The following is a 26,742-nucleotide window of genomic DNA, read 5'->3' as shown; positions in this document are numbered from 1 at the left end:
CCGATGGCAGTCATCGCGGTCCGGGACCTGTGGAAGGTGTTCGGGAACAAGGCCGGGCAGGTTCCGCGGAACGAGGAGCTCGCCGCGCTGTCCCGCCGCGAGCTGATGGACCGGACCGGCTGCACCGCCGCCGTCCGGGAGGTCACGTTCGACGTGGCGCCCGGCGAGGTGTTCGTGGTGATGGGCCTGTCCGGATCGGGGAAGTCCACCCTGGTCCGCTGCCTCACCCGGCTCGTCGAGCCGACCGCCGGCAGTGTGGTCTTCGAGGGCGAGGACATCCTCGCCGCGGGCCGCAAGCGGCTGCGCGACCTGCGGCGCAACAAGTTCTCCATGGTCTTCCAGAACTTCGGTCTGCTGCCCTACCGGCGGGTCCTGGACAACGTGGCGTACGGCCTGGAGATCCGCGGCGCCGGGAGAGCCGAGCGGGAGAGGCGAGCCCGCGAGGTGATCGACCTGGTCGGCCTCGGCGGCTACGAGAACTCCTACCCGGACCAGCTCTCCGGCGGCATGCAGCAACGGGTCGGCCTGGCCCGGGCCCTCGCCGTCGACCCGGACGTCCTCTACTTCGACGAGCCGTTCTCGGCCCTCGACCCGCTCATCCGCCGGGACATGCAGAACGAGGTCATCCGCCTGCACCGCGAGGTCGGCAAGACGATGGTCTTCATCACCCACGACCTGTCCGAGGCGCTGAAGCTCGGCGACCGGATCCTGATCATGCGGGACGGCCGGATGGTCCAGTGCGGCACCGGCCCCGAGCTGGTCGGCGCGCCGGCCGACGACTACGTCCGGGACTTCGTCCGTGATGTGCCCCGGCCCAGCGTGCTCACCCTGCGCTGGATCATGCGGGACGCCCGTCCGGAGGACGCGCTGGACGGCCCCGAGCTGGGCCCGGAGGTGGTGGTCCGGGACGCGGTCCGGCCGGTGCTCGCCGCCCGCAGCCCGGTGAAGGTGGTGCAGGACGGCGAACTGCTCGGCGTGGTCACCGAACACGAGATCATGGCCGAGGTGGCGGCGTGACGACTGCCGCCGTCACCAAGGCGGCGACCTCCTTCAAAAGACCCGGTAAGAAGCTCCTGGTCGGCGCGGTGCTGCTGGCCTGGGTCGCGATCTGGATCCCCACTCACGGAACGCACACGCTCGGGCTCTCCCCCGCCGACCTGACGCCGCTGCACCAGTGGCTCAACGACGTGAACGACACGGTCGGCGCGAACCGGAACAGCAGCCCGGTCTTCCTGCACTTCTTCAACGAGATCCGCGCCGGGATCGACGCGCTGGTCACGTTCCTTCAGGACCTGATCGCCCAGCCGTCGTTCGGGCGTCCGGTCCCCGTTCTGGGGTGGCTGGGCGTGGTGGGGCTCGCCGCGTACACGGCCTGGTTCTTCGCGGGCTGGAAGCCGGCGCTCCTGACCGCGGCCGGCTTGATCTTCTTCGGGCTGCAGGGGCTGTGGCAGGAGAGCATGGACACCCTGGCGCTCACCCTCGCGGCGGTGGCGATCTCCCTCGCGATCGGCATCCCGCTGGGCATCTGGGCGGGGCTCTCCGACCGGTTCCACCGGCTGGTCACGCCGGTGCTCGACTTCATGCAGACGATGCCGACCTTCGTCTACCTGGCGCCGCTCACGCTGCTCTTCCTGATCGGACCGGCGTCGGCGACGATCGCGACGCTGATCTACGCGATGCCGCCGGCGATCCGGCTCACCGCGCACGGCATCCGCTCGGTGCCGCGCTCGGCGGTGGAGGCGACCGACTCGCTCGGCGCGACCGGCTTCCAGCGCCTGCGGCACGTGCTGCTCCCGCTCTCGAAGCGGACCATCGTGCTCGGCGTCAACCAGACCATCATGGCGGCGCTGTCGATGGTCACGATCGCCGCGCTGATCGACGCGCCCGGCCTGGGCAAGACCGTCATCAAGGCGCTGCAGACCCTGGACGTGGGCACCGCGTTCAACGCCGGCCTCGCGATCGTGGTGATGGCAGTGGTCCTCGACCGGGTCACCACAGCAGCGGGAGACCGGCGCCGAACCGGGCGGATCCCCCGGTCGGCGCTCGGCGTCGTCGCGGTGATCTGCTGCTATCTCTCCTACACGTACTACTGGGCGGCCGAGTTCCCCGACGGCGCCCGGATCGGCGGCGCGATCTCCCGGACCGCCGACAGCGTCGCCCTCCGGCTGCAGACCGAACTCTCGACGGCCACGGAATGGATCAAGAACGCCGTCACCTACACGTTGCTCAACCCGCTCCAGGCGCTGCTCGTCGAATCGCCGTGGTGGCTGGTCGCCGCGGTCGCGGTGGCGCTCGGCGCGCTGCTCGGCGGGGTCCGCGCCGCGACCGTCACGGCGGTCTGCATCGCGCTGCTGATCGGCACCGGCCTGTGGCAGGACAGCATGACGACGCTGGCCATGACGATCGTCGCGACGCTGCTGGTGATGGTGCTCGGCGTGGTCTTCGGCGTGTGGATGGGCCGCAGCCGGGTCGCCGACCGCGTCTTCCGCCCGGCCCTCGACGCCGGGCAGACCATGCCGGCGTTCGTCTACCTGGTGCCGTTCCTGGCGCTCTTCGCCGCCTCCCGCTTCACCGCGATCGTGGCGGCGGTGGTCTTCGCCGCTCCGGTCGCCATCAAGATCGTGGCGGACGGCGTGCGCGGCATCCCGGCCGCCACGGTCGAGGCCGCCACCGCCGCCGGGTCCAGCACCTGGCAGATGATCACCAAGGTCCAGCTGCCGATGGCCCGCCGGTCGCTCACCCTCGCCGCGAACCAGGGCCTCATCTACGTGCTGTCCATGGTCGTGGTCGGTGGCCTGGTCGGCGCCGGCGCTCTCGGATACGACGTGGTCGCCGGTTTCTCGCAGGGTCAGCTCTACGGCAAGGGCCTCGCCGCCGGCGCCGCCATCGTGCTGCTCGGCATCATGCTGGACCGCATTGCTCGAACGAATCCCCCGAAAGGTGATAAATCATGAGATCCGCAACCATTGCCGTCGCCGCTGTCGCAACACTGGCTCTTGCCGGATGCGGCGGAGAGAAGATCGGCGACGAGGAGCCGGCCACCGCGACGAAGGCCGACTGCGGCGCCTTCAACCTGGCGATCAACCCGTGGGTCGGCTACGAGGCGAACGCGGCGGTCATCGCGTACGTCGCCGAGCGCGACCTCGGCTGCACGGTCACCAAGAAGGATCTCAAGGAGGAGATCGCCTGGCAGGGCTTCGGCACCGGCGAGGTGGACGCGATCGTGGAGAACTGGGGACACGACGACCTGAAAAAGAAGTACATCGAGGAGCAGAAGACGGCGGTGGCCGCCGGGTCGACCGGCAACAAGGGCATCATCGGCTGGTACGTCGCGCCCTGGATGGCCCAGCAGTACCCGGACATCACCGACTACAAGAACCTGAACAAGTACGCGTCGCTGTTCAAGACCTCGGAGTCCGGCGACAAGGGGCAGCTGCTCGACGGCGACCCGTCGTTCGTGACGAACGACGAGGCCCTGGTGAAGAACCTGAAGCTGGACTACAAGGTGGTCTACGCCGGCAGCGAGACCGCGCTGATCACGGCGTTCCGGCAGTCCGAGGCGAAGAAGACACCGATCATCGGATACTTCTACGAGCCGCAATGGTTCCTGTCCGAGCTCAAGCTCGCGAAGGTGAACCTGCCGGCGTACACGGCGGGCTGTGACGCGGACGCCGCGAAGGTCGCCTGCGACTACCCGGAGTACGACCTCGACAAGATCGTCAGCAAGAGGTTCGCCGACGCGAACGGGCCGGCCTACAACCTGGTCAAGGCGTTCACCTGGACGAACGAGGACCAGAACCTGGTCGCGAAGTACATCGCCGAGGACAAGCTCTCCGCCGACGACGCCGCGAAGAAGTGGGTCGAGGCGAACGAGGACAAGGTCAAGGCGTGGCTGGCCCAGTAGAACCCCTCTGGCGCGATCCCGAGCCCGGAGCCGCCTACGACGTGATCATCGTCGGAGGCGGCGGGCACGGGCTCGCCACCGCCTACTACCTCGCGAAGAACCACGGGATCACGAACGTGGCGGTGCTGGAGAAGGGGTGGCTGGCCGGCGGCAACATGGCCCGGAACACCACGATCATCCGGTCCAACTACCTGTGGGACGAGAGCGCCGGGATCTACGAGCACGCGCTCAAGCTCTGGGAGGGCCTGGAGGAGGAGCTCGGCTACGAGATCCTGTTCAGCCAGCGGGGTGTGCTCAACCTGGCGCACACCCCGCAGGACGTCCGGGACAGCGTGCGCCGGGTCCACGCCAACCGGCTCAACGGCGTCGACGCCGAGTGGCTCGACCCGGCGGGCGTCAAGGACGTCTGCCCGATCGTGAACATCTCGCCGGACGTGCGCTATCCGGTGCTCGGCGCGACGTACCAGCCCCGCGCCGGCATCGCCAAGCACGACTACGTGGCCTGGGGTTACGCCCGGGCCGCCGACGCGCTCGGGGTGGACCTGATCCAGGACTGCGAGGTGACCGGCCTGATCCTCCACGGTCAGGAGATCCGGGGAGTGCGGACCACCCGGGGTGACATCGCGGCCGGCCGGGTCGCGCTCAGCGCGGCCGGCCACACCTCGGTCGTCGCGAAGATGGCCGGCATCGACCTGCCGCTGCAGAGCCATCCGCTGCAGGCGCTCGTCTCCGAACTGCTCGAACCGATCCACCCGACCGTGGTGATGTCGAACGCCGTGCACGTCTACGTGAGCCAGGCGCACAAGGGCGAGCTGGTGATGGGCGCCGGCGTCGACAGCTGGAACGGGTACGGCCAGCGCGGCGCGTTCCACATCATCGAGCAGCAGATGGCCGCGGCGCTCGAACTGTTCCCGATCTTCGCCCGCGCGCACGTCCTGCGTACCTGGGGCGGGATCGTGGACGTCACCCCGGACGCCTCCCCGATCGTCGGCCTCTCGCCCGTCGAGAACCTCTACCTGAACTGCGGATGGGGCACCGGCGGGTTCAAGGCGACGCCCGGTGTCGGCTGGTGTTACGCGCACACCATCGCGAACGGCGAGCCGCACCCGCTGAACGCGCCGTTCGACCTGGAACGTTTCGTCACCGGCGCTCTCGTCGACGAGCACGGCGCCGCCGCGGTAGCCCACTGAGTTCCCGAGGACACGATCATGATGCTCATCCCCTGCCCGTGGTGCGGGCGCCGCGACGAGGCCGAGTTCCACTACGGCGGGCAGGCGGGCGTCGCCTACCCCGCCGACCCGTCCGCGCTCTCCGACGAGGAGTGGGCGAAGTACCTGTTCTTCCGCGACAACCCGAAGGGCCCGTTCCGCGAACGCTGGTGCCACACCGCGGGCTGCCGCCGCTGGTTCAGCCTGACCCGGGACACCGTGACGAACGAGATCCTCGCGTGAGGGCGGCGACCGGCGGTCTCGTCGATCGCACCCGGCCACTGCGCTTCCGGTTCGACGACGTCGACCTCCAGGGCTTCCCGGGGGACACGCTCGCGTCGGCGCTGCTCGCGAACGGTGTGCGCCGGGTCGCCACGAGCATCCGCCTCGGCCGTCCACGAGGGATCTTCTCGGCCGGCCCGGAGGAGCCCACCGCGATCGTGCGGGTCGAGGAGCCGTTCGGTGAGCCGATGACGACGGCCACCACCGTGGAGCTCTCCGACGGGCTCGTCGCGCGAGGCCTGAGCGGCCGCGGCAGGCTTTCCGAAGATCAAGATCATTCCCGGTACGACGGCACGCACGCTCATGCGGACGTCCTGATAATCGGCGCGGGACCAGCCGGTCTCGCCGCCGCCGCGTCCGCCGCGTCGTCCGGCGCCCGTGTCATCGTGGTCGACGACCAGCCCCGCCTCGGCGGCAGCCTCCTCGGCGCCGGCCGCCACCTCGACTGGGTGGAGTCGATCACCGCCGAGCTGGCCGCCGCCCCCGAGACCCGAGTGCTGACCCGCACCACCGCGTTCGGCTACTACGACGACAACTACGTGGTCGCCGTCGAGAGGAACGGCATCACCCGGGAACGGATCTGGCGCATCCGGGCCGGGCACGTCGTGCTGGCGACCGGCGCCCACGAGCGTTCCCTCGCCTTCACCGGCAACGACCGGCCCGGCGTCATGCTCGCCTCCGCGGCCCGGACCTACCTGCACCGGTACGGCGTGCTGGCCGGTCGCCGGGCCGTCGTCCTCACCACGAACGACAGCGCCTACGCCGTGGCCCGGGACCTGCGCGACGCGGGCGTCGACATCGCCGCGATCGCCGACCTGCGCCCGGCCGAGCCGCGTTCCGGCGGTTTCGAGGTGCTGACCGGCCGGTCCCCCGTCACGGTGATCGGCGACGAGCAGGTGGAGGCGGTGACGGTCGGGGACCGGCGGTTCGACGCCGACCTGCTGCTCGTCGCGGGCGGCTGGAACCCGGTGGGCGCGCTCTGGAGCCAGGCCGGTGGGCGGCTCGCCTATGACGCGGGACTCGGGGCCTTCCGCCCGGACGGGGACTGCCGGCAGCGACTGGAGGTGGCCGGAGCGGCCGGTGGGACGTACGCCGTGAAGGAATGCCTGGAGCAAGGGGCCGCGGCGGGCATGCGTGCCGCCGGGGCCGCGGGTTTCCCGGCGATCCGGCCGGAGCTGCCGGAGATCGACGAGCTGCGCGGGACGCCGGGGATCGCGGTGTGGACGCTGCCGGGCGATCCGGGCAGCCAGTTCGTGGACCTCCAGCGGGACGTGACCGTCGCCGATCTGGCGCGGGCCGCCGGGACCGGGATGCGCTCGGCCGAGCACATGAAGCGGTACACCACCGCCGGCACCGCGCACGACCAGGGCAAGACCTCCGGCACGCTGACCGGTGGCGTCGTCGCGGAACTGCTCGGCGTCGAGCTGGGCGCGCTCGGCACCACCACGTTCCGCCCGCCCTACCGCCCGGTCAGCTTCGCCGCCCTCGCCGGACGTAACCGGGGCATGCTCGCCGACCCCGTACGACGAACCGCTCTGCACTCCTGGCACGAGGCGAACGGCGCCCTCTTCGAGAACGTCGGCCAGTGGAGACGACCGTGGTACTACCCGCGCGACGGCGAGGACATGACCACCGCGGTGCTGCGCGAGTGCCGGGCCGCGCGCGAGGACGTGGCCATGATGGACGCCTCCACGCTCGGCAAGATCGACGTCCGGGGTACGGACGCCGCGCTGTTCCTGGACCGGCTCTACACGAACATGATGAGCACGCTGAAACCCGGCGCCATCAGGTACGGCGTGATGTGCCGCCCGGACGGCATGGTGCTCGACGACGGGACCGCGATCCGGCTCGCCGACGACCATTACCTGGTCACCACGACGACCGGCAACGCCGCCCTGATCCTGGACTGGATGGAGGAGTGGCTGCAGACCGAGTGGCCGGACCTGCGCGTGCGCTGCACCTCGGTGACCGAGCAGTGGGCCACCGTCGCGCTGGTCGGCCCCCGGTCCCGGGAGGTGCTCGCGGCCGTCGCGCCCGGCCTCGACGTCAGCCGTGCCGGGTTCGGGTTCATGACCTGGCGGGACGCGACGGTCGCCGGCCTCGCCGCCCGGGTCTGCCGGATCAGCTTCTCCGGTGAGCTGGCCTACGAGATCAACGTGAGCTGGTGGGACGCCCTCGCGCTGTGGACGGCGCTGCTGCCGTCCGGGGTGACGCCGTACGGCACCGAGACCATGCACGTGCTGCGCGCCGAGAAGGGGTACCCGATCATCGGGCAGGACACCGACGGGACGGTCACGCCGCACGACCTCGGGCTCGGATGGGCGGTGTCGACGAAGAAGGCCGACTTCATCGGGAAGCGGTCGTTCTCCCGGGCCGACACCGGCCGGGCCGGCCGGAAACAGCTGGTCGGCGTACTGCCGGACGACGGTGTCCTGCTGCCCGAGGGCGCTCACCTGCTGGACGGCAACGAGGTGCTGGGGCACGTGACGTCGTCGTATCGCAGTGCCGCTCTGGGGCGTACCTTCGCGCTGGCCCTGGTCAGCAGCGGCCGCGACCGTCTCGGGCAGACCGTGCGGGCCACCGTCGGCGACTCCCTCGTACCGGTGACCATCACCGGATCCGTGCTCTACGACCCGGAAGGCGCCCGCCGCGATGGCTGAATCCCCCCTGGCCGGCGTGGCCCTCCCGGCCGGCGTCACCGAGGTCCCGTTCCTGGCGCAGGCCACCCTGCGCGCCGATCCGGGCGCCGGCCTCCCTCCCGGGGCTCTCGGCGTCGCGCTCCCGCCCACCGGCGGCTCCGCGTCCGCCGGCGAGCTGACCGTCCTCAGCCTGGGCCCGGACGAGTGGCTCGTGCTCGGCCCGCCCGGCGCCCGGATCGCGGTCGCCGGCGCCTCCGTCGTGGACGTGTCAGCGCAGCGCACCACTCTGGACCTCGGCGGTCCTCACGTCCGGGAACTGCTCGCCTTCGGCTGCTCGCTCGATCTGCATCCGCGGGTCTTCGCGGTGGGTGATTGTGCACAGACCACCCTGGCCCGCTGCCCGGTGATCGTTCTGCGCCGGGAATCCGGGTTCCGGATTCTGGTGCGCGCCTCGTTCGCCGCTCACCTGGCCGCCTGGCTGACCGACGCCGCCGACGGGTTGGAAGCGCTCCCATATTAAATTTCGGCCCGCACTGTTGACCATCAAGGACAAAGAGAAGATTCTGTTCCGGCGACCGCGGAAGATCAGTCCATTCCCGCGGTTCTCGCTTTTCTGAAGAATCTTTAATGATCTTTTTTGTGCCGGCCGGAACGGGGCCGATCGGCAGCCGATCGAGGAGCTGATCGCTTGTCCGTCCACGCCTCTCGCTTAGGACGGTTACGCCTTCGCGGATCAGGCGGGACGATCCGGCGGCGCGTGGTCCGGACGCTGGGCCTGCCCGTCGCGGCCACCCTGGTGCTGCTCGCCATCGTGGCGGTCGGCGAGGTCGGCAACTACCGGTCCGCCTCGGACACCGCCCGCGCCGTCACCATCGACCTCGCCGTCCAGGAGCTGGTCCAGGACCTGCAGACCGAGCGTGGCCTGACCGCCGGCCTGCTCGGCGGCAACGACGGCTTCCGCACCGAGCTGCTGCCCGCCCGCGACCAGGTCGACCTGCGGCGCGTCGACGTGGAGAAGCTGATCGGCGGCGGCGAGATCGACGAGCGGGTGGCGGCGGCGGTACGGCAGCTGGACGGCCTGGCCGGGGTCCGGGCCGGCACCGACACCGGCTCCGGTGAACGGGCGGCCACCTTCGACTTCTACACGGCCCGCATCGCCGACCTGGGCAATCTCGACTTCGACCTGGACGGCACCGGCGACGACGAGCTCCGCCGCGGCGCCACCGCCCTGCAAGCGCTCGGCGAGGCGAAGGAGGCCACCGCCCAGGAGCGCGCGTTCCTCAACGGCGTCTTCTCGGCGGGCGGCTTCTCCAAGGGCGAGTTCCTCCAGTTCGCGACCATGCGCGCCACGAAGGACGCCGCGCTCGCCACGTTCGACCGCTACGCCACCGCGACCGAGAAGGCGGCGAAGGCGTACGTCTTCGACACCGGCGCGGCCCGCGAGGCGGCGTACTTCGAACAGGTCGCCCTGGCCTCCGGCGACGGCCGCAACCTGCAGGTCAACCCGCAGTCCTGGTGGTCCGCGCACACCACGGTCCTGGACGACATGCTGCAGCTGGAGCACCACGTCGGCTCGGTCATCAGCTCCCGCGCCACGGCACTGGAGAACGAAGCCACCGTGCGGATCACCGTCCTGATCGGCGCCGTGCTGATCTGCCTGGCCGGTTCGGTGCTGCTCGCCACCGTCGCCTCGCAGTCGGTGGCCCGGCCCCTCGCGGTGCTGGCCTCGGAGGCGGACAAGCTGGCCGGTGAGCAGCTGCCCGAGGCGGTCCGGCGGGCGTCGGCCGGCGACGGCACGGCGCCGCCGCTGCCGGTCCGGGTCCCGCGCGGCGCCAGCGTCGAGGTACGGCTGGTCGCCGACGCGTTCGACCGGGTGCAGGCCACGGCGTACTCGCTCGCCACCGAGCAGGCGGTGCTGCGCCGGACCACCGCCGAGTCGCTCGCCAACCTCGGCCGGCGCAACCAGAACCTGCTCCGCCGCCAGCTCGGCTTCATCACCAAGCTGGAACGCGAGGAGTCGAACCCGACCGGCCTGGCCAACCTCTTCGAGCTCGACCACCTCGCCACCCGCATGCGCCGCAACGCGGAGAGCCTGCTGGTCCTGGTCGGCGCGGCCAGCCCGCGGCAGCTCTCCTCGCCGCTGCAGGTCTCCGACGTGATCCGGGCAGCGGTCTCCGAGGTGGAGGAGTACCGCCGGGTCACGCTGCGCCGGGTCGACGAGGCGATGGTGGCCGGTTCCACGGTCAGCGGCATCGCGCACATGCTGGCCGAGCTGATCGAGAACGGCCTGTCGTTCTCCCCGCCGGACGTGGACGTGGAGATCCACGGCCGGCGGATCGGCGCCGACTACCTGATCGCGGTGACCGACCAGGGCATCGGCATGTCAGCGGCCGACCTGGAGCGCGCCAACGAGCGGCTGCGCGGCGAGGGCGACTTCATCACCGCGCCGGCCCGGTTCCTGGGCCACTACGTGGTCGGCCGGCTGGCCCAGCAGATGGGCATCGCGGTGCAGCTCACCCCGTCGCCGGTGACCGGTGTGACCGCCCGGATCACGCTGCCCGCCGCCATCCTCTCCGACGCTGCTCCGGTCAGTCCGCCGGCCCGGCAGATCACCGCCACGATCGAGGCGCCAGCCCCGGTGCGGCCCCTGCCATCGTCGGACATCGAATACGTGGTCGTGCCCGCCGCCTCCCCCGAGGACGCTCCGCGGACCGCGAACGGCCTGCGCAAACGAATGCCACGGGCACAACGGGCCCAGCCGCAGACGGCCACCGCCACCACCGTCACGGACCGTCCGGCGCCGGTGAAGGATTCGCCGGAGGCGGTGCGGGATCGGCTCAACGCTCTGCGCGGCGGAATGGGCTTTCTGAAAACCGGAACCACAGGAACGGACGAATCATGAGCGTTGACACGGCGGCGGATCGGCACCAATTCAATTGGCTGCTCGGCAATTTCGTGCACCAGACCGACGGCGTCCGCGACGCCGTGGCGGTCTCCTCCGACGGACTGCTCATCGCCGGCTCGGACGGCCTGAACCGGGCCGAGGCGGACCAGCTCGCCGCGATCGTCTCCAGTCTGGCGAGCCTGGCCCGCAGCGCGTCGCGCCGCTACGACTTCGACGGCCTGAAGCTCATCATGATCGAGATGCACCGGGGCTTCCTGCTGGTCTCGGTGATCGCCGGCGGCAGCTGCCTCGGCGTGGTGGCCGGCAGCGACTGCGACCTGGGCCTGGTCGGCTACGAGATCTCGCTGCTCACCGAGCGATTCGGCAGCCTGCTCACCCCGGCCCTGATCGCAGAGTCCAGGCAACATCTGCCGCTATGACCTCCTTCCCCTACGCCGGCTCGCACCGGCCCTCCGACTCCGACGAGGATCCGGTGGTCCGCCCGTTCATGCTGACCGGCGGGCGTACCCAGCCGCTGCACGACGGCCTGCGGATCGAGACGCTGATCCGGGCGGCGCCGGCCGCGCTCTCGGCGCCGCTGCGCTTCGAGGCGATGCGGACCGTCGAGCTCTGTCAGCGGCCGATGTCGGTCGCCGACCTCGCGGTGGCGTTGCGGGCGCCGCTCGGCGTGGCGCGGGTGATCATCGGCGACCTGCTCTCCCAGGGCTTCCTCAGCATCCAGGACCAGCCCGGCGAACTCTCCACGAGTGTGATCGAAAGGATCAGGGATCGTGTCCGGGCCCTCTAACCCGATCGCCGTCAAGATCGTCATCAGCGGCGGTTTCGGTGTCGGCAAGACCACCTTCGTCGGCGCGATCTCGGAGATCGAGCCACTGGTGACCGAGGCCGAGATGACCGAGCGGTCGATCGGCATCGACGACACCTCCGCGGTCGCCGGCAAGACCACCACGACCGTGGCGCTCGACTTCGGCCGGATCACGCTCGACGACGCGCTGCTGCTCTACCTGTTCGGCACGCCCGGGCAGGACCGGTTCGCGTTCCTCTGGGACGACCTGGTCGACGGCGCGCTCGGGGCGATCGTGCTGGTCGACACCCGGCGCATCGAGGACTCGTTCCCGGCGATCGACTACTTCGAGGAGCACGCGATCCCGTTCATCATCGGCGTCAACCGGTTCACCGGGGCCCAGCGGTTCGTGCTCGACGAGGTCCGCGACGCCCTCGGGGTCGGCGCCGGCGTGCCGATCGTCGAGTGCGACGCTCGGGACCGCGAGTCGGTGAAGAGCGTCCTGGTCGGGCTCACCGAAGAGGTGCTGATCCGGCGCGCGGCGCGGGCGGGGGCGGCCCGATGAGACGCTGGTCCTCCCTGGTCCTCGGCCTCGCCATGGTGGCGGGATGCTCGAACAGCGAGGCGGCCGTCTCGCCCGCGCCGGGCGTGGCCGCCACCCCTCGCTGCGGAACCGTCAACATCGCGGTCAACCCCTGGTCCGGGTACGCCGCCAATGCCGCGGTCGTCGGGTACCTGCTGGAGTCGGAACTCGGCTGCACGGTCGCCACCCAGGAGCTGAGCGAGATCAGCTCGTGGGCCGGCATCGCCGACGGCAGCGTCGACGTGATCCTGGAGAACTGGGGCCACGACGAGGAGAAGAAGAAGTACATCGACAACAAGAAGGTCGCGGTCGAGCTCGGCCTGACCGGCAACAAGGGCGTGATCGGCTGGTACGTGCCGGCGTGGATGACGAAGGCGTACCCGGACATCACCGACTGGACCAGGCTCAACGAGTACGCCGACCTGTTCCGCACCGAGGAGTCCGGTGAGAAGGGGCAGTTCCTCGGCGGCGACCCCGGGTTCGTCACGAACGACGCCACGCTGATCGAGAATCTGGAACTGGACTACACCGTCGTCTACGCCGGCAGCGAGGAGAAGCTGATCACGGCGTTCCGGAAGGCGCAGTCCAGGAAGACACCGCTGCTCGGCTACTTCTACGAGCCGCAGTGGCTGCTCTCCGACGTGAAGCTCGTCCGGGTCCCGCTGCCGGCGTACAAGGTGGGCTGCGACGCCGACAAGGACGAGATCGCGTGCGACTACCAGTCGTACGACCTCGACAAGATCGGTCGCAAGGCGTTCGTCGACTCGGGCAACCCGGCGGCGGCGTTCATCAAGAACTGGACGTGGACGAACGACGATCAGAACCAGGTGGCGCGGGACATGACCCAGAACGGCCTGTCGGCGACACAGGCGGCGAAGAAATGGGCCGATGCCCACCGTGCGACCTGGGAGAAATGGCTTCCCTGACCCGCCCGGCGATTTACGCTGCCGGGCATGACCCGCTTCCGTCCCATCCTCGCCGTGATCGCCGTGACCGTGCTGGTCCTGGCCGGTTTCAGCGCCCCCGCCTCGGCCGCGGTGGTGGCGCTCAACCTGAGCAAGACGTTCGGGACGAGCGGCGAGGGCGGCACGATCGTCGGGTGGGTGACGCCCAGCACGACGGTCACGCCGTTCGCCGGCGTCACCCCGGTCGTGCAGTTCCAGTTCTCCCCCACCACGGCCAGCAACACCACCTGCAGTGACCGGGCGAAGGCACAGACCGCGATCGCCGCGAGCGGCAGCACCAGCACCGCGGGCGTGCTGACCGTGGATCCGGCGCAGGTCAAGCGGGTCACCAACTGGAAGATCGTCTTCCCGGTGCCGACCGCCGGCTACCCGGACCCCGCGATCAACACGCTCGGGCTGGTCCTGGCCGGCACCCAGACGCAGTCCCGGTGGCTGGTCTGCGTCTACGACAGCACGTCCACGACCACGAGCACCCTGCTGGCCTCGTCGTCGTACACGATCGCGATCAAGCCGACCATCACCTCGATCAGCCCGACGAACAGCCCCGCGGCCGGCGGCCAGGCGATCACCGTGAACGGCACCGGGCTGGCCCCGGTCACCGGCGCGATCACCGCGACGATCGGCGGGGCGGCGCTCACGAACATCAAGGTGTCGTCGAGCGGCACCAGCTTCACCGCCACGACCGGGGCACGGGCGCCGGCCACCGGGCAGTACCTGACCGTCGTGGCGCCCGGCGGCACCGTGACCAGCCAGGATCCCAACGGCGACGGCAACACCGCGGACGCGATCCCGTTCACCTACAGCAACGCCATCACCGTCGCGCCGAGCACCGCCCCCTCGGGCGCCCCGGCCACCCTCTCGATCACCGGCGCCGGATTCTCCGGGATCACCTTCGACCCGGGCGTCAACGCCACGAGCTCGCTCGGCCACGTGTTCCTGGTGATCGGCGCCTACGACCCGCAGACCAACCGCGGCGTGGCCGAGTGCGTGGTCGCCATGGTGGTCAGCGACACCGAGCTGGTCTGCGACCTCGACCTGCTGGGCACTCCCGTCCCGGACGGCGCTTACATCGTCACCGTCGTCGCCAACGGCTCCACGGGCGCCGGTCTCGCCGCCGGCGCCTCGATCATCAGCAGCGGCTCCGTCTTCGTGGTGGCCCCCTACTGACGCCTCCCGCCATCGGTGCCGCATCGTCACACCTTCGCGGCCACCGAGAAGTCGGGGTGCTCGACCGGACGGCCGAAGTGCCAGCCCTGCGCGTACTGGTAGCCCAGGCCGCGCAGGTAGGCCGCCTGCTCCTCGGTCTCGACACCCTCGGCGACGGCGCGCAGGCCCAGGCCGTTGCTGACGTGGATGAGCGCGTCGACGATGACCGGTTGCCGGTCCGGCTCGGTGATCTCGTCGACGAACGACTTGTCGACCTTGAGGACGTCGACCGGGACGGTACGCAGCAGCCCCAGTGACGAGTGGCCGGTGCCGAAGTCGTCGAGCGCGATCGGGATGCCCGCCGCGTGCAGCGTCTCGACCGCCTCGATCGCCACGCCGCCGCCGAACAGGGCCGTCTCGGTCACCTCGATGAGCAGGGCGTCCGGGCGTACGCCGGTGTCCATCAGGATGCCGGCCACCACGTCCGGGAAGCCGGGCTCGCTGAGCTGGCGGGCCGACACGTTCACGCTGACGTACCGGGGTGCGGCCTCCCCCAGGTCCCGGCGCCACTCGGCGAACCGGCTGCAGGCGGTCCGCATGATCCACTCGCCGAGCTCGACGATGAGGCCGTTGTCCTCGGCGACCGGGATGAAGGTCACCGGGCTGACCGGGCCGCGTACCGGGTGATCCCAGCGCACCAGCGCCTCGACCGCCTCGATCCGCCCGGACGCGAGGGACACGATCGGCTGGTAGACCACCCGGAAGTCGCCGTCGTCGAGGCTGTGCCGCAGATCGGCGCCGAGACGCTCGGCGGCCTCGGCGGTCTCGTCCAGCCGCGCCGTGTACGGGACCAGCGGCGTGCCGGCCGACTTGGCGGCGTACCGGGCCGTGTCCGACCGGCGAACCAGCTCGGCGGCCGTCATCCCGGTCTCGCCCGCCGCGATGCCCAGCCGCGGGGTGAGCAGCAGCTCGTGCTCGCCCGCCTGCACCGGGTGGCGGAGCAGCTCGAGGATCCGGTTCGCGGTGGCCTCGCCGTCGGCGCGGACCAGGACCGCGAACTCGTCGGCGCCCATCCGCGCGGCCGTGCCGCCGGCGGCCGTGCAGCAGGACCGCAGCAGTTCACCGACCGCGACCAGGGCGGCGTCACCGGCGGCGCGGCCGAGCCGGTCGTTGACGTGCCGGAAGCCGGCCAGGTCGATGACGATCATGTGGCAGCGGCCGTCGGCGAGCGCGGCGGACGCCCGCTGTTCCAGCTCGCGGCGGTTCGGCAGGCCGGTCAGGTCGTCGTGCATGGCCAGCTCCCGCAGCCGGCGCGCCTGGCTGTCGACCCGGCGGACGTACCCGGCCATCCGGGTCGCGACGAGCACGAACAGCACCATCGAGCCGATCGCCACGACACCCCAGCGCTGCCAGTCGCCGCGGATCAGCAGCACCGCCGGGACCAGCACCATCGAGGCGGTGAGCACGCCGAGCCGGCTGCGGCCCAGGGCGTCGCCGTCACCGGCGGCCGGCAGGGCCATCGACGGGTGCGCCGCCGCGGCCGCGAACAGGACGTAGGCCACCAGGTAGCCGGTGTAGAGCAGCCGGATCGGGCCGGCCGGGACCAGCGTGTAGAGGACGTTGCAGACCAGCGTCAGCCCGCTGGCCGCCGTCAGCATCCAGAGGCTCGGGGTGCGCGGCCCGCGCCGCAGCAGGATCGGAATGATCACCGCGCAGAGCAGCACCCCGGCGGTCGGATAGCCGGCGATGACGGCCCGGGTCAGCGGCGGCCTGGACGGGTCGGTGACGATCGGCTCGATCAGGAACGTCCAGTAGACGATGCCGACGCCGACCGCGATGATCGCCGAGTCGATCAGGGTGCCGGACCAGATCGGCCCGCGCTGCCGGGTGAGCCGGAACAGCGCGACGGTGAGCAGCGGGTACGCGCCCAGGTAGAAGGCGTCGGCCCAGGACGGGAACGGCGGCCGGAACGCGTAGAGCAGGTCGCCCAGGATCCACGAGCAGACGCCGGCGGCGAAGACGTACCAGGAGATCGCGGTGACCGGGCGGTGCTTCCGGGCACCGGCCACCATGACCACGACCGACGTCAGCGAGAGCGTCGTCGCGCACACGATGGCGGGCAGGCCCTCGGGCAGCAGGGCGTAGACCGCGGTCACCGCGAGCCCGCAGGCCACCCAGGTGCGCCACCCCATCACGGTCTGTCATTTCGGCCGGGGACGCCTTTTCTTGAGCCCGACTCGCCGGGCGGCGTGCCGAGCAGGCCGTCAGCGCCGCGGCGTAGCCACCTTCAGGTCGGACTCGATGGCTGCGGCGGCCTCCAGCAACGGGGGCAGCAAGCGCTCTCTGATCTCGTCCACGGTGGCGCGGGCCGCGTGGATGGAGACGTTGACGGCGCCGGCCGCCTCGCCGTTGCGGTCGTGGATCGGGGCGGCCAGGGCTCGCAGGCCCTCCTCCAACTCCTGGTCGACGAGGGCGTGGCCCTGCACCCGGACGCGGGCGATCTCGGCGCGCAGCAGGTCCGGGGAGGTGATGGTGCGGTCGGTGAGGGGTTCCAGCTTGGCGCGGCTCAGGTAGGCGTCGAGCTCCGCCTCCGGGAGTGCCGCCAGCAGGACCCGGCCCATCGAGGTGGCGTACGCCGGGAAGCGCGTGCCCACGTTGATCGCCACCCGCATGATCCTGCTGGTTGGGACACGGGCGATATAAACCACGTCGTCACCGTCGAGCACTGACAGAGACGACGACTCGCGGACCTGGGTGACGAGACGTTCCAGGTGCGGTTCGGCCACCTCCGGCAGGGAGAGGCTGGAGAGGTATGAGTACCCCAATTCGAGAACCCTCGGTGCCAGCGAGAACAGCCTGCCGTCGGTCCGCACATACCCCAGATCGGTGAGGGTGAGCAAGAATCGCCGCGCCGCCGCTCGGGTGAGACCGCATGCCCGTGCGACGTCGCTGAGGGTCAGTTCGCGATGTTGTGCGTCGAATGCACGGATCACCGCGAGCCCCCGCTCGAGCGACTGGACGTAGTACGGTTCCCGCGGCATCAGATGATCGAAACCAATCGTTGACGTGACACGGGGCACATCATAGCGTTCTCCATGAGAACTCATGTTCGTGATGCGCACAGATTTCTAAGGAGTAAATATGCGGCGGCGACTCCTCGCGGGGATGGTGGCGGTAGCCCTCGCCGGCACCCTGACGGCTTGCGGCACCTCCAGCGACTCCGATTCCAGTGGCGGCGACAGCGCCGGCGGCGTCGACAAGGTCAAGGTCGGGGTCATCCCGATCATCGACGTCGCGCCCATCTACCTCGGCCAGAAGCAGGGCTTCTTCTCGAAGCGGAACATCGAGCTGACCATGGAAGCCGGTCAGGGCGGTGCTGCGATCGTCCCCGGCGTGGTGAGCGGCCAGTTCCAGTTCGGCTTCAGCAACTGGACCTCGCTGATGATCGCCCAGACCAAGAACGTGCCGATCAAGGCCGTCGCCGCGGGCGTCGCCTCCACCGGCGAGCAGGCCAAGGACTTCGGCGCCGTGGTGGTCAAGGGCGACAGCCCGATCAAGACCGCCGCCGACCTGGCCGGCAAGAAGATCTCGGTGAACACGCTCAAGAACATCGGTGACACCGTCACCCGGGAGTCGGTCCGCAAGGCCGGCGGCGACCCGGCGAAGATCGAGTTCGTCGAGATGCCGTTCCCTAACATGCCGGCCGCGCTCGACGGCGGCCAGGTCGACGCCGCGTGGGTGGTCGAGCCGACGCTCACCACGATCAAGGCGGCCGGTGGCCGCGAGGTGGCCTCGACGTTCGTGGACGCCGCGCCGAACCTGTCGGTGGCCGCGTACTTCGCCTCCACCGAGCTGATCGGCAAGAACCCGGACCTGGTCAAGCGGTTCACCGAGGCGATCAACGAGTCCCTCGCCTACGCCGACGCCAACCCGGACGCGGTCCGCACCATCCTCGCCGACTACACCAAGATCGACGAGAAGAACCGCGCCGCCCTGGTCCTGCCGAAGTGGCCGGTCGAGATCAACGTGGATTCGGTCGAGACCCTCGCCGAGCTCGGCGAGAAGGACGGCATCTTCTCCGGCACTCCGGACCTGGAGAAGCTGCTCCCGTGACATCGGCTCGTCGTGGCGACCCGGCCCGGCTCGGCCACCCCGCTCTCCTGGGTGTGGCCGGCCTGGCCGGGTTGCTCCTCGTCATCCAACTGCTGCCGACGCTCGGCCTGGTCGACGACAGGTACCTCCCGCCGACCAGCGCGATCTTCTCGGCCCTGGCCGACGAAGCCGGCACCTCGCAGTTCTGGATCTCGCTGAAGGACACGCTCGTGGCGTGGGGCTGGGGGCTGCTCATCGCGGTGGCCGCCGGCGTCCTCGCGGGCTTCGTGATCGGATCGGTGCCGCTGCTGCGCGCGCTGACCGCGTCCACCGTCGAGTTCCTGCGGCCGATCCCGTCGGTCGCGCTCATCCCCCTGGCCGTGCTCCTCTACGGCACCGAGATCGGCTCGACGCTGCTGCTGGTCTGCTACGCCGCGTTCTGGCAGGTCCTCGTGCAGGTCCTGTACGGGGTGGCCGACGTCGACCCGGTCGCCTACGAGACCGCGCGCAGCTACCGGTTCTCGTCGTTCGCCCGGGTCCGGTACGTGCTCTGGCCGACCGCGCTGCCCTACGTCTTCACCGGCGTGCGGCTCGCCGCGTCCGTCGCCCTGATCCTGGCGATCACCGCCGAACTGGTGATCGGATCGCCGGGTCTCGGCAAGGACATCGCGGTAGCGCAGGCCTCCGAGGCGGTGCCCACCATGTACGCGCTGATCGTCGTGACCGGCATTCTGGGCGTCCTGATCAACCTGCTGGCTCGTACCGGCGAGCGCCGCCTGCTCGCCTGGCACCAGTCCGTGCGCGGGGAGGTCATCGCATGATTCGCAAGGTCATCTATGCGCTCGCACTGCCGCTGATCCTGTTCGGCGCGTGGTGGATCCTCAGCGCGGGCAGCACGAGCTTCTACGCTCCCCCGCTGTCCGACATCCTGACGGCGTTCGCGAACACGTGGACCTTGGAGGCGCTGAAGTCCGATGTGCTTCCGAGCCTGCTGCGGCTCTTCGCCGGATACGTGCTGGCGGCGCTGCTCGGCATCGGCCTGGGTCTCGCCATCGGCCTCAACCGCAGGCTCCGGTACGCCAGCGAGCCCGTGCTGGAATTCTTCCGCGCCATCCCGCCCCCGGTCCTGGTTCCGGTGATCATGTTGTTCGCCGGCATCGGGGACACCATGAAAGTCATCGTGATCGTCTTCGGCTGTGTCTGGCCGATCCTGCTGAACACGGTCGAGGGCGTCCGGGCGGTGGACAGCGTGGTGCTGGAGACCGCACGTTCCTATCGCGTGACCGGGGTCGCCCGGATCACCAAGGTGGTCCTGCCGTCGGCGGGACCGCAGATCGTGACGGGGCTCCGGCAGGCGCTCTCCATCGCGATCATCCTGATGGTGATCAGCGAGATGTTCGCGGCCAGCAACGGCCTCGGCTTCACCATCGTGCAGTTCCAGCGCAGCTTCGCGATCCCCGAGATGTGGAGCGGGATCATCCTGCTCGGCCTGCTCGGCTTCGCGCTGTCGTTGGTGTTCCGGCTCGCCGAGAAGCGGGCGCTGCGGTGGTACGAAGGGCTGCGCGAGTCGCAGCGCCAGGCCGGCTAGGAGGGCCACGATGCTTGAGGTGAAAGGCCTGAGGAAGGTCTACCGGTCCGGGAGCCGCGAGGTGGAGGCGCTCCGCGATCTCACGTTCACCGTGGACAACGGTGATCTGGTCTGCCTGGTCGGTCCGTCCGGCTGCGGGAAGACGACGCTGCTGCGCTGCATCTCCGGGCTGCTCGAACCGACCGGCGGGGACGTCCGCGTCAACGGCAAGGCCGTCGCCGGGCCGCCGCCGGGCATGGCGGTCGTCTTCCAGGAGTACGGGCGCAGCCTGTTCCCCTGGATGAGCGTGCGCGACAACGTCGAGCTGCCGCTGAAACAGAAGAAGATCGCCAAGGCGCGCCGCCGGGAACTCGTCGAGGAGGCGCTCGACGCGGTCGGTCTCACCGGGACCGAGTCGGCGTACCCGTGGCAGCTCTCCGGCGGCATGCAGCAGCGGGTCGCCATCGCGCGGGCCGTGGCCTACGAGCCGGAGACGCTGCTCATGGACGAGCCGTTCGCGGCCGTCGACGCGCAGACCCGGGCCGACCTGGAGGACCTGGTCCGCAAGCTGTGGCAGCGGCTCAAGGTGACGGTCCTGTTCGTCACGCACGACATCGACGAGGCGGTCTACCTCGGCCGCCGGGTCGTGATGCTGTCGTCGTCGCCGACGGTCGTGCAGGACGAGCTGAAAATCGATCTGCCGGCCGAGCGCGATCAGCTGCACACCCGGGCCGACCCGCGGTTCGTGGAGCTTCGCACTCATGTGTACGAGCAGATCCAGCTCGCCAAGAAGGCCGCCACGTCGAAGTGACGGCCGCTCGGTGAGAGCGGGAGTGCCGGCGTACAAGGAAAGGGTGAAGGCCCGGGCGGGATCTCCTGCCCGGGCCTTCACATGGTTTTACCGGACGCCGATCTCCGCGCGGATGTCAGCGGGAAGACCCGCCGCCGCCTTCTTGGAGAACGTCGACGCGGTGGCCGCCGAGGGAACCGGCTGCGGAACCGGGTCGCACTGGGCGTCGGAACGGTTGCCGCGGACCCGGTCCGGCAGCGCGCCGGTGGCCAGGTAGTCCGCGATGATGTCGTCGGTGCACGCGATCCCGTTCAGCGAACCGGAGTGCGTGGTGCCGCCGACACCCTCCACCAGCACCGACTTTCCGAACCGCTTGCGGACCTCGAGAGCGCCCGAGTACGGCGTGGCCGCATCGTTCGTCTCGGCGATCAGCAGGATCTCCGGAGCCTTCTTGCCCTTGATCTCGACCGGCTTGCCGGGCTTGGCGCCCCAGGTGATGCACGGAGCGTTGTACCAGGCGTTGTTCCACGCCATGAACGGGTGCTTGGCGTGGATCCTCCAGTTGTCCCGCTGCCACTTGGACCAGTTGGTCGGCCACTTGACGTCGGTGCACTGGACCGCGAGGTACATGGCGTACCCGTTGTCGGAACCCGCGGCGCCCGGCTCGGCGTAGTTCTCCAGCAGCAGCGACGGGTCCTTGTCGTTCACCCACGCGGCGAACGCCTCGGTCGTCGACTCCCAGCCGAAGACGTAGTAGCCGGCCGAGACGAAGATGTCGTTCCACTCGTCCGGGCCGATCTTGCCGGCGGCCGGCTTCTTGATCAGCGAGTGGAGGGTCGAGTAGTACTTCTGCTTCACGACCTTGGCGGTCTTGCCGAGGTGGTAGATCGAGTCGTACTTGGCGACCCACGCGAAGTAGACGTCCATGTTCTTGTCGAACTGGATGTCCTGGTCGAGGTTCGCGTCGTACCAGACCCGCTCCGGGTTGACCACACCGTCCCAGACGAACTTGCGCACCTTGTCCGGGTGCAGCGTGGCGTAGACCTGGCCGAGATAGGTGCCGTAGGAGAAGCCGTAGTAGTTGATCTGCTTCTGGCCGAGGGCCTTCCGCAGGCTCTCCATGTCGGCGACCGTGTCGGTGGTCTTGACGTGGTCGAGCAGCGCGCCGCCCGCGGCGTCACAAGCCTTCGAGTACCCCTTGGCCTTCGCCAGCCAGGTCTTCTCCAGCTTCTTGGTGACCGGCACGTAGTACGGCCGGTTGTAGCCCGCGTAGTTCACGTCGCAGGTCAGCGAGGGGACGCTGGAGCCGACACCGCGCGGGTCGAAACCGATCCAGTCGAAGTAGCTGCCGGCGTTGTCCGGCACGTACTCGCCGAGGACCGAGAGGGTCAGCCCGGAACCGCCGGGGCCGCCCGGGTTGGTGAGCATGACGCCCTGGTACTGCGCCGCGCTCGACTTGTGCTTGATCCGGGAGACCGCGATCTTGATCTTCGTGCCCTTGGGCTTGGCGTAGTCCAGGGGGACGACGAGGAAACCGCACTCCCCGCCGCGGGCGTTCAGGCCCGCGCTCGCGCACTTCCCCCAGTCGATCGGGGGCGGGGTGTAACCCGGCTCGCGGTGAGCGGAAGCCGAGGCTGGGACCGTGCCGGCTCCGATCAGGAGCCCGACGGACGCGGCGAGGGTGGCCGCAATGACTCTTCGCATCCTGTGCACTCTAAGCATTCAATGATGTCGTTTATAGAGGTCATTTTGGATACGGCGATATGCATCTATTGATATGAAGGCCTGAGCTGCGGGTCCTGCGATGCTCCGTTCCATGCGCAGACTTCCCCTGATCGGCGTCGCAGCCCTTTCCGTCAGCCTGCTCGCGGTCCCGGCCCAGGCCGCCGCGGCCGCCGCACCGGACATCTCGGTGGCGAACGTCAAGGCCCACCTCACCCAGCTGCAGAGCATCGCGACCGCCAACGGCGGCAACCGGGCGCACGGACGGCCCGGATACCTCGCCTCCGTCACGTACGTGAAGAACCTGCTCGACGCGGCCGGCTTCACCACCACCCAGCAGTCGTTCACGTACAACGGCGCCACCGGCTACAACCTGATCGCCGACTGGCCCGGCGGCGACACCTCCGACACGCTGATGATCGGCGGGCACCTGGACAGCGTCACCGCCGGCCCCGGCATCAACGACAACGGCTCCGGCTCGGCGGGCATCCTCGAAGTGGCGCTGCAGGTCTCCCGGACCGGGTTCCAGCCCGGCCGGCACCTGCGGTTCGCCTGGTGGGGCGCGGAGGAGCTCGGCCTGCGCGGCTCCACGGCCTACGTGAACTCGCTGTCGTCGGCCCAGAAGGCGGCGATCACCGGCTACCTGAACTTCGACATGATCGGTTCTCCCAACCCCGGATATTTCCTGTACGACGGCGACAACTCGGACGGCACCGGGGCGGGACCGGGCCCCGCCGGTTCGGCGCAGATCGAGCAGACCCTGGCGGCGTACTTCACCTCGATCGGCGTCGCCACCCGCGGCACCGACTTCGACGGCCGCAGCGACTACGGCCCGTTCATCTCCGCGGGCATCCCGGCCGGCGGCATCTTCACCGGCGCCGAAGGCACCAAGACCTCCGCCCAGGTCGCCCTCTGGGGTGGCACCGCGACCCGGTTCGACCCGTGCTACCACGCCTCCTGCGACACGACGTCGAACATCAACGACACGGCCCTCGACCGGAACTCGGACGCCATCGCGTACTCGGTCTGGACCCTGGCCGCCGGCACTCCCGCCGGTTCCACCGTGTGGGCCGACGATCTGGAGACGGCCACCTCGTGGACGCGCGGGACGGCCGACACCGCCACGGCGGGGCTCTTCGAACGCGGCAACCCGGCGGCCACCAGCAGCTCCGGCGTCGCCACCCAGCTCGACGCGGCGGCGAGCGGCAGCAACGCGCTGATCACCGGCGCCACGGCCGGATCCAGCGCCGGCGCCAACGACCTCGACGGCGGCATCTCGTCCTTGACCGGCCCGTCCGTCACCCTGCCGTCGTCGGGCACGCTGACCCTGTCCTGGTCGTGGTACCTCGCCCACCTGAACAACGCCACCAGCGCCGATTATCTGCGGGTCCGGATCGTCTCCGGCTCGACCACGACGACCCTCGCCACGCTGACCGGCGCGGCCAGCAACCGGGCGGCGGCGTGGGCGGCGGCGACGGCGAACCTCTCCTCGTACGCCGGCCAGACCGTCCGCATCCAGGTCGAAGCAGCCGATGCCGGTACGGCGTCCCTCGTCGAGGCTGCGGTCGACAACCTGAAGATCGTTCAGTCCTGAGATTCCCGCCTCGCCGGGCCTGCCGTCCCGTTGTCCGGGGCGGCAGGCCTGTGCGTCGTCCCCTCACGCCGGCCCGCTCGACGGGCGAGGCACCAGTCCGCGACGCGGCGAGCGGCACGCGATATGCGGCGGGCGGCGGGCGGCAGGCGGCTGGCGGCACACCGCAGGCGGCACGCGGCGGGCGGCACACTGCGAGCGGCACACGGCACACGGCAGTCGGCAGTCGGCAGTCGGCAGTCGGCAGTCGGCAGTCGACGGTCGACGGTCGACGGTCGGCAGATCTTGAGCGACTTCTGCCACCCACGGATCAGAAATCACCCAAGAACGCATACTCAGCCCGCACCTCACACCACTCGCACCTCACGCCACTCCGCACCTCACACCAATCCGCACCTCGCGGCCGTCAGTTCCTCACGCCGGCCAGCCCGCCACACGCACCCGCGCCACAAGACACACGCCACACGCCACACGCCGAACAGCGGATCTTGAGCGACTTCTGCCTCCCGACGGTCAGGAATCGCTCAAGATCGCCCAGGGCGGGCGGCAGGGCGGCAGTCGGCAGTTGGCAGTTGGCAGATCTTGAGCGACTTCTGCCACCCACGGATCAGGAATCGCCCAAGAACGCATACCCGGCCCGCACCTCACACCGCTCCGCACCTCACACCACTCGCACCTCACGCCACTCCGCACCTCACGGCCGTCAGTTCCTCACGCCGGCCGGCCCGTCACACGCACCCGCGCCACAAGCCCACGCCACGAGCCAAACAGCAGATCTTGAGCGACTTCTGCCTCTCGGCGGTCAGAAATCGCTCAAGATCGCCCAGGGCGGGCGGCGGCAGGAGGGCGGCGCCAGGGTGGCGGCAGGAGGGCTGCGGGGCAAAGGGACGCGTCAGAGGACGTGCGTCAGCAGGAACACCAGGGCTATGTGGGTCAGCACTCCGGCGCCGCCCAGGACGATGGCCAGGGTGCTCGTCCGGCGGGCGTCGGGCAGGCCGCGGACGCCGAGCACGACGGCGTAGATCGAGCAGAGCAGCAACGGGTTGATCAGCAGGCTGACGGCGCCGACGACGACGGCCCGGTTGCGGGGCGCCGAGTCCTCCGCCTCCGTCTCCGGGGAAGCGGCCGGGCGCGGGCCGTGCGGGGTGGCCGGTGTGGTGTAGCCGAGCTGAGGGGAGACGGCGTCCACGGGCTGCATCGAGTACCCGCTGAACGGCTGCTGCGCCATCCCGGACGGCGCCGTGATCGACGGGGCTGTCAGCTCGGCGGTACTCGGGGCCAACACGCCGGGCGCCTCGGCGGTGTGCGCGCCCGGAACCGGCGGGCCGGTGGGGTCGTGCGGGAACGGTGAGCCGGTGGCCGTCGCGGCGGGCACTCCCGGCACCGTCGCCGTCGCGCCCGGCTGGATGTGGGCGGTCCACTCCCGGCCGTCCCACCAGCGCAGGGCGGGGAGGCCGTGCGGGTCCGCGTACCATCCGGCGGGCGCTCCCGAAGGCTGCGCGGGGCTGGTCATGAGCGTGCGTCCTTCCGACCGGACTACCGGGCCACCCCTTCCGATCGGCCCTTCCGTCCACACCCTGAGCCCAGGCCGAGCGCAGGCGGAAAGTGACCGATCACGGACATGGGGTCGCGCTTCGGACGCGGGGTCATTAACGTGGCGCCAACCGTCCCTCCCGGGATGTGCCGTTTCTCGACGAAAGGCACCTCGTGTCCTCAAGTCATGCGGCACCGGCGCGCCGTGGGCGCCGTGATCGGGCCATCGCCCTGGGCGTCGGGTTGCTCCTGGCGCTGATTCTGCTGTTCATCGTGCTCGCCACCTGCGACAACAACGGTGACAACACGGGGCAGCCGACTACGCCGGGGGCCAGCGCTTCGGGGCCCGCTGCTTCGGGGCCCTACCCGGAGCCGAGCAACGGGAACCCGGGCGGCGGCAACCCCGGCAACGGCAGCGCGAGCGCGAATCCCGGCGGCAGCACCGACCCCGGTGGCGCCAGCGGGAATCCGGGTGGTGGCGGCGTGAGCGCCTACCCCACCACGAGCGCTCCCGGGGACGGCGACAACGGCGGCAGCAATCCCGGCGGCGACAACGGCGGCGGCGGTGAGGGCGAGGAGACGACCACTCCTCCGACTCCCAAGGGCGGCGTCGACGCCGGTGGCGGTAGTGGCGCGGCCGACCGGCGGGTCCCGTTCCTGGTGATGGGTGTGTTCTTGCTGATGGCGGCGTTCGGGACGGCCACCTACGCGGTGAGCCGCCGGCCGCGCGCCTGACGATGCCCCGGATCCGCGACCCCCGCGCCACGCACCCGACGATGCCCCGAATCCGCGACCCCCGCGCCGCGCAGCCGACGATGCCCTGGAACCGCGAGCCCAGCGCCACGCACCCGACGATGCCCCGGATCCGCGACCGCCGCGCCGCGGGACTCGCGGCCCTGCTCGCGGTGCTGGGTGTCGCCAGTACCGCGATGGGGCTGCGCTCCGAGGCGTCGACACTGCCACCGGTGGCCGCCGCAGCCGAACAAGCCGTTCAAGCCGGACAGAACACGGCCGGACAAGATGGGCAAAAA

At 70.3% G+C, this 26,742-nt stretch carries 23 protein-coding genes; 19 read left to right on the top strand and 4 right to left on the bottom strand.

Features of this window, described 5'->3' with window-relative positions:
- Positions 1–3: 3 nt before the first annotated feature.
- The 13 genes from EP757_RS27450 to EP757_RS27390 all read left to right on the top strand — a co-directional run bounded on the left by EP757_RS27450 (position 4) and on the right by EP757_RS27390 (position 14,437).
- Entirely contained in the window at positions 4–1,017 is a 1,014-nt protein-coding gene (locus EP757_RS27450; RefSeq protein ID WP_127550771.1) for a glycine betaine/L-proline ABC transporter ATP-binding protein, read from the top strand.
- Positions 1,014–2,954 carry an ABC transporter permease subunit gene (locus EP757_RS27445; protein ID WP_127550769.1) on the top strand — a complete coding sequence of 647 codons (1,941 nt, stop codon included), beginning with the start codon at positions 1,014–1,016 and terminating at the stop codon, positions 2,952–2,954. Before EP757_RS27450 ends, EP757_RS27445 begins: the two co-directional genes overlap by 4 nt.
- Positions 2,951–3,904, top strand: a complete 954-nt coding sequence (locus EP757_RS27440) for an ABC transporter substrate-binding protein (protein ID WP_127550768.1) — start codon at positions 2,951–2,953, stop codon at positions 3,902–3,904. The genes EP757_RS27445 and EP757_RS27440 overlap by 4 nt, the downstream gene beginning before the upstream one ends.
- Positions 3,889–5,094 (top strand): sarcosine oxidase subunit beta family protein, encoded by a 1,206-nt coding sequence (locus EP757_RS27435; protein ID WP_127550766.1) that lies wholly within the window; start codon positions 3,889–3,891, stop codon positions 5,092–5,094. Before EP757_RS27440 ends, EP757_RS27435 begins: the two co-directional genes overlap by 16 nt.
- Before the next feature lie 18 nt (positions 5,095–5,112).
- On the top strand, positions 5,113–5,355 hold the full coding sequence (locus EP757_RS27430) for a sarcosine oxidase subunit delta (RefSeq protein ID WP_127550764.1): 243 nt from the start codon (positions 5,113–5,115) through the stop codon (positions 5,353–5,355).
- Positions 5,352–8,054 carry a 2Fe-2S iron-sulfur cluster-binding protein gene (locus EP757_RS44100; RefSeq protein ID WP_232050029.1) on the top strand — a complete coding sequence of 901 codons (2,703 nt, stop codon included), beginning with the start codon at positions 5,352–5,354 and terminating at the stop codon, positions 8,052–8,054. The genes EP757_RS27430 and EP757_RS44100 overlap by 4 nt, the downstream gene beginning before the upstream one ends.
- Positions 8,047–8,553, top strand: coding sequence for a sarcosine oxidase subunit gamma (locus EP757_RS27420; protein ID WP_127550762.1), 507 nt, complete (start codon positions 8,047–8,049; stop codon positions 8,551–8,553). The genes EP757_RS44100 and EP757_RS27420 overlap by 8 nt, the downstream gene beginning before the upstream one ends.
- 237 nt (positions 8,554–8,790) lie before the next feature.
- Positions 8,791–10,935: a nitrate- and nitrite sensing domain-containing protein gene (locus EP757_RS27415; RefSeq protein WP_127550760.1), complete on the top strand. Its 2,145-nt coding sequence runs from the start codon at positions 8,791–8,793 to the stop codon at positions 10,933–10,935.
- On the top strand, positions 10,932–11,357 hold the full coding sequence (locus EP757_RS27410; protein WP_127550758.1) for a roadblock/LC7 domain-containing protein: 426 nt from the start codon (positions 10,932–10,934) through the stop codon (positions 11,355–11,357). The genes EP757_RS27415 and EP757_RS27410 overlap by 4 nt, the downstream gene beginning before the upstream one ends.
- Entirely contained in the window at positions 11,354–11,725 is a 372-nt protein-coding gene (locus EP757_RS27405; protein WP_127550756.1) for a DUF742 domain-containing protein, read from the top strand. Before EP757_RS27410 ends, EP757_RS27405 begins: the two co-directional genes overlap by 4 nt.
- Positions 11,706–12,287 (top strand): ATP/GTP-binding protein, encoded by a 582-nt coding sequence (locus tag EP757_RS27400; protein WP_370457871.1) that lies wholly within the window; start codon positions 11,706–11,708, stop codon positions 12,285–12,287. The genes EP757_RS27405 and EP757_RS27400 overlap by 20 nt, the downstream gene beginning before the upstream one ends.
- Positions 12,284–13,231: an ABC transporter substrate-binding protein gene (locus EP757_RS27395; protein WP_197725394.1), complete on the top strand. Its 948-nt coding sequence runs from the start codon at positions 12,284–12,286 to the stop codon at positions 13,229–13,231. The genes EP757_RS27400 and EP757_RS27395 overlap by 4 nt, the downstream gene beginning before the upstream one ends.
- A gap of 27 nt (positions 13,232–13,258) precedes the next feature.
- Positions 13,259–14,437 (top strand): IPT/TIG domain-containing protein, encoded by a 1,179-nt coding sequence (locus tag EP757_RS27390; RefSeq protein ID WP_127550751.1) that lies wholly within the window; start codon positions 13,259–13,261, stop codon positions 14,435–14,437.
- A gap of 26 nt (positions 14,438–14,463) precedes the next feature.
- On the opposite strand, the gene EP757_RS27385 is transcribed toward EP757_RS27390, so the two are convergent.
- Both EP757_RS27385 and EP757_RS27380 read right to left on the bottom strand, forming a co-directional pair.
- Positions 14,464–16,608 (bottom strand): bifunctional diguanylate cyclase/phosphodiesterase, encoded by a 2,145-nt coding sequence (locus tag EP757_RS27385; protein WP_127550749.1) that lies wholly within the window; start codon positions 16,606–16,608, stop codon positions 14,464–14,466.
- Between the two features lie 72 nt (positions 16,609–16,680).
- Positions 16,681–17,457, bottom strand: a complete 777-nt coding sequence (locus EP757_RS27380) for an IclR family transcriptional regulator C-terminal domain-containing protein (RefSeq protein ID WP_127550747.1) — start codon at positions 17,455–17,457, stop codon at positions 16,681–16,683.
- 100 nt (positions 17,458–17,557) lie between these two features.
- Between EP757_RS27380 and EP757_RS27375 the strand changes: the two genes are divergently transcribed.
- Genes EP757_RS27375 through EP757_RS27360 form a run of 4 tightly spaced genes read left to right on the top strand, consistent with a single transcriptional unit; the run spans position 17,558 to position 20,886 of the window.
- Positions 17,558–18,529, top strand: a complete 972-nt coding sequence (locus EP757_RS27375) for an ABC transporter substrate-binding protein (RefSeq protein ID WP_232050028.1) — start codon at positions 17,558–17,560, stop codon at positions 18,527–18,529.
- Positions 18,526–19,329 carry an ABC transporter permease gene (locus EP757_RS27370; RefSeq protein WP_127550740.1) on the top strand — a complete coding sequence of 268 codons (804 nt, stop codon included), beginning with the start codon at positions 18,526–18,528 and terminating at the stop codon, positions 19,327–19,329. The genes EP757_RS27375 and EP757_RS27370 overlap by 4 nt, the downstream gene beginning before the upstream one ends.
- Positions 19,326–20,096, top strand: a complete 771-nt coding sequence (locus tag EP757_RS27365) for an ABC transporter permease (RefSeq protein ID WP_127550738.1) — start codon at positions 19,326–19,328, stop codon at positions 20,094–20,096. Before EP757_RS27370 ends, EP757_RS27365 begins: the two co-directional genes overlap by 4 nt.
- 10 nt (positions 20,097–20,106) lie before the next feature.
- Complete coding sequence (locus EP757_RS27360; RefSeq protein WP_127550736.1) at positions 20,107–20,886, top strand: ABC transporter ATP-binding protein; 780 nt, start codon at positions 20,107–20,109, stop codon at positions 20,884–20,886.
- A gap of 87 nt (positions 20,887–20,973) precedes the next feature.
- On the opposite strand, the gene EP757_RS27355 is transcribed toward EP757_RS27360, so the two are convergent.
- Complete coding sequence (locus tag EP757_RS27355; protein ID WP_127550734.1) at positions 20,974–22,569, bottom strand: alpha/beta hydrolase; 1,596 nt, start codon at positions 22,567–22,569, stop codon at positions 20,974–20,976.
- A 112-nt stretch (positions 22,570–22,681) separates the two neighbouring features.
- Between EP757_RS27355 and EP757_RS27350 the strand changes: the two genes are divergently transcribed.
- Positions 22,682–24,181: a M28 family metallopeptidase gene (locus EP757_RS27350; RefSeq protein ID WP_127550732.1), complete on the top strand. Its 1,500-nt coding sequence runs from the start codon at positions 22,682–22,684 to the stop codon at positions 24,179–24,181.
- 889 nt (positions 24,182–25,070) lie between these two features.
- Here EP757_RS27350 and EP757_RS27340 read toward each other — a convergent pair.
- Positions 25,071–25,691, bottom strand: a complete 621-nt coding sequence (locus EP757_RS27340) for a DUF2510 domain-containing protein (RefSeq protein WP_127550730.1) — start codon at positions 25,689–25,691, stop codon at positions 25,071–25,073.
- Between the two features lie 194 nt (positions 25,692–25,885).
- Here EP757_RS27340 and EP757_RS27335 point away from each other — a divergent pair, with 194 nt between their 5' ends.
- Positions 25,886–26,446 (top strand): hypothetical protein, encoded by a 561-nt coding sequence (locus EP757_RS27335; RefSeq protein WP_127550728.1) that lies wholly within the window; start codon positions 25,886–25,888, stop codon positions 26,444–26,446.
- Positions 26,447–26,742 lie beyond the last annotated feature (296 nt).

It is taken from the genome of Actinoplanes sp. OR16, from assembly GCF_004001265.1.
In the GTDB taxonomy this organism is placed as follows: domain Bacteria; phylum Actinomycetota; class Actinomycetes; order Mycobacteriales; family Micromonosporaceae; genus Actinoplanes.
Note: the sequence above shows the minus strand (reverse complement) of the source record. Positions and strands in the feature narration are given on the sequence as shown.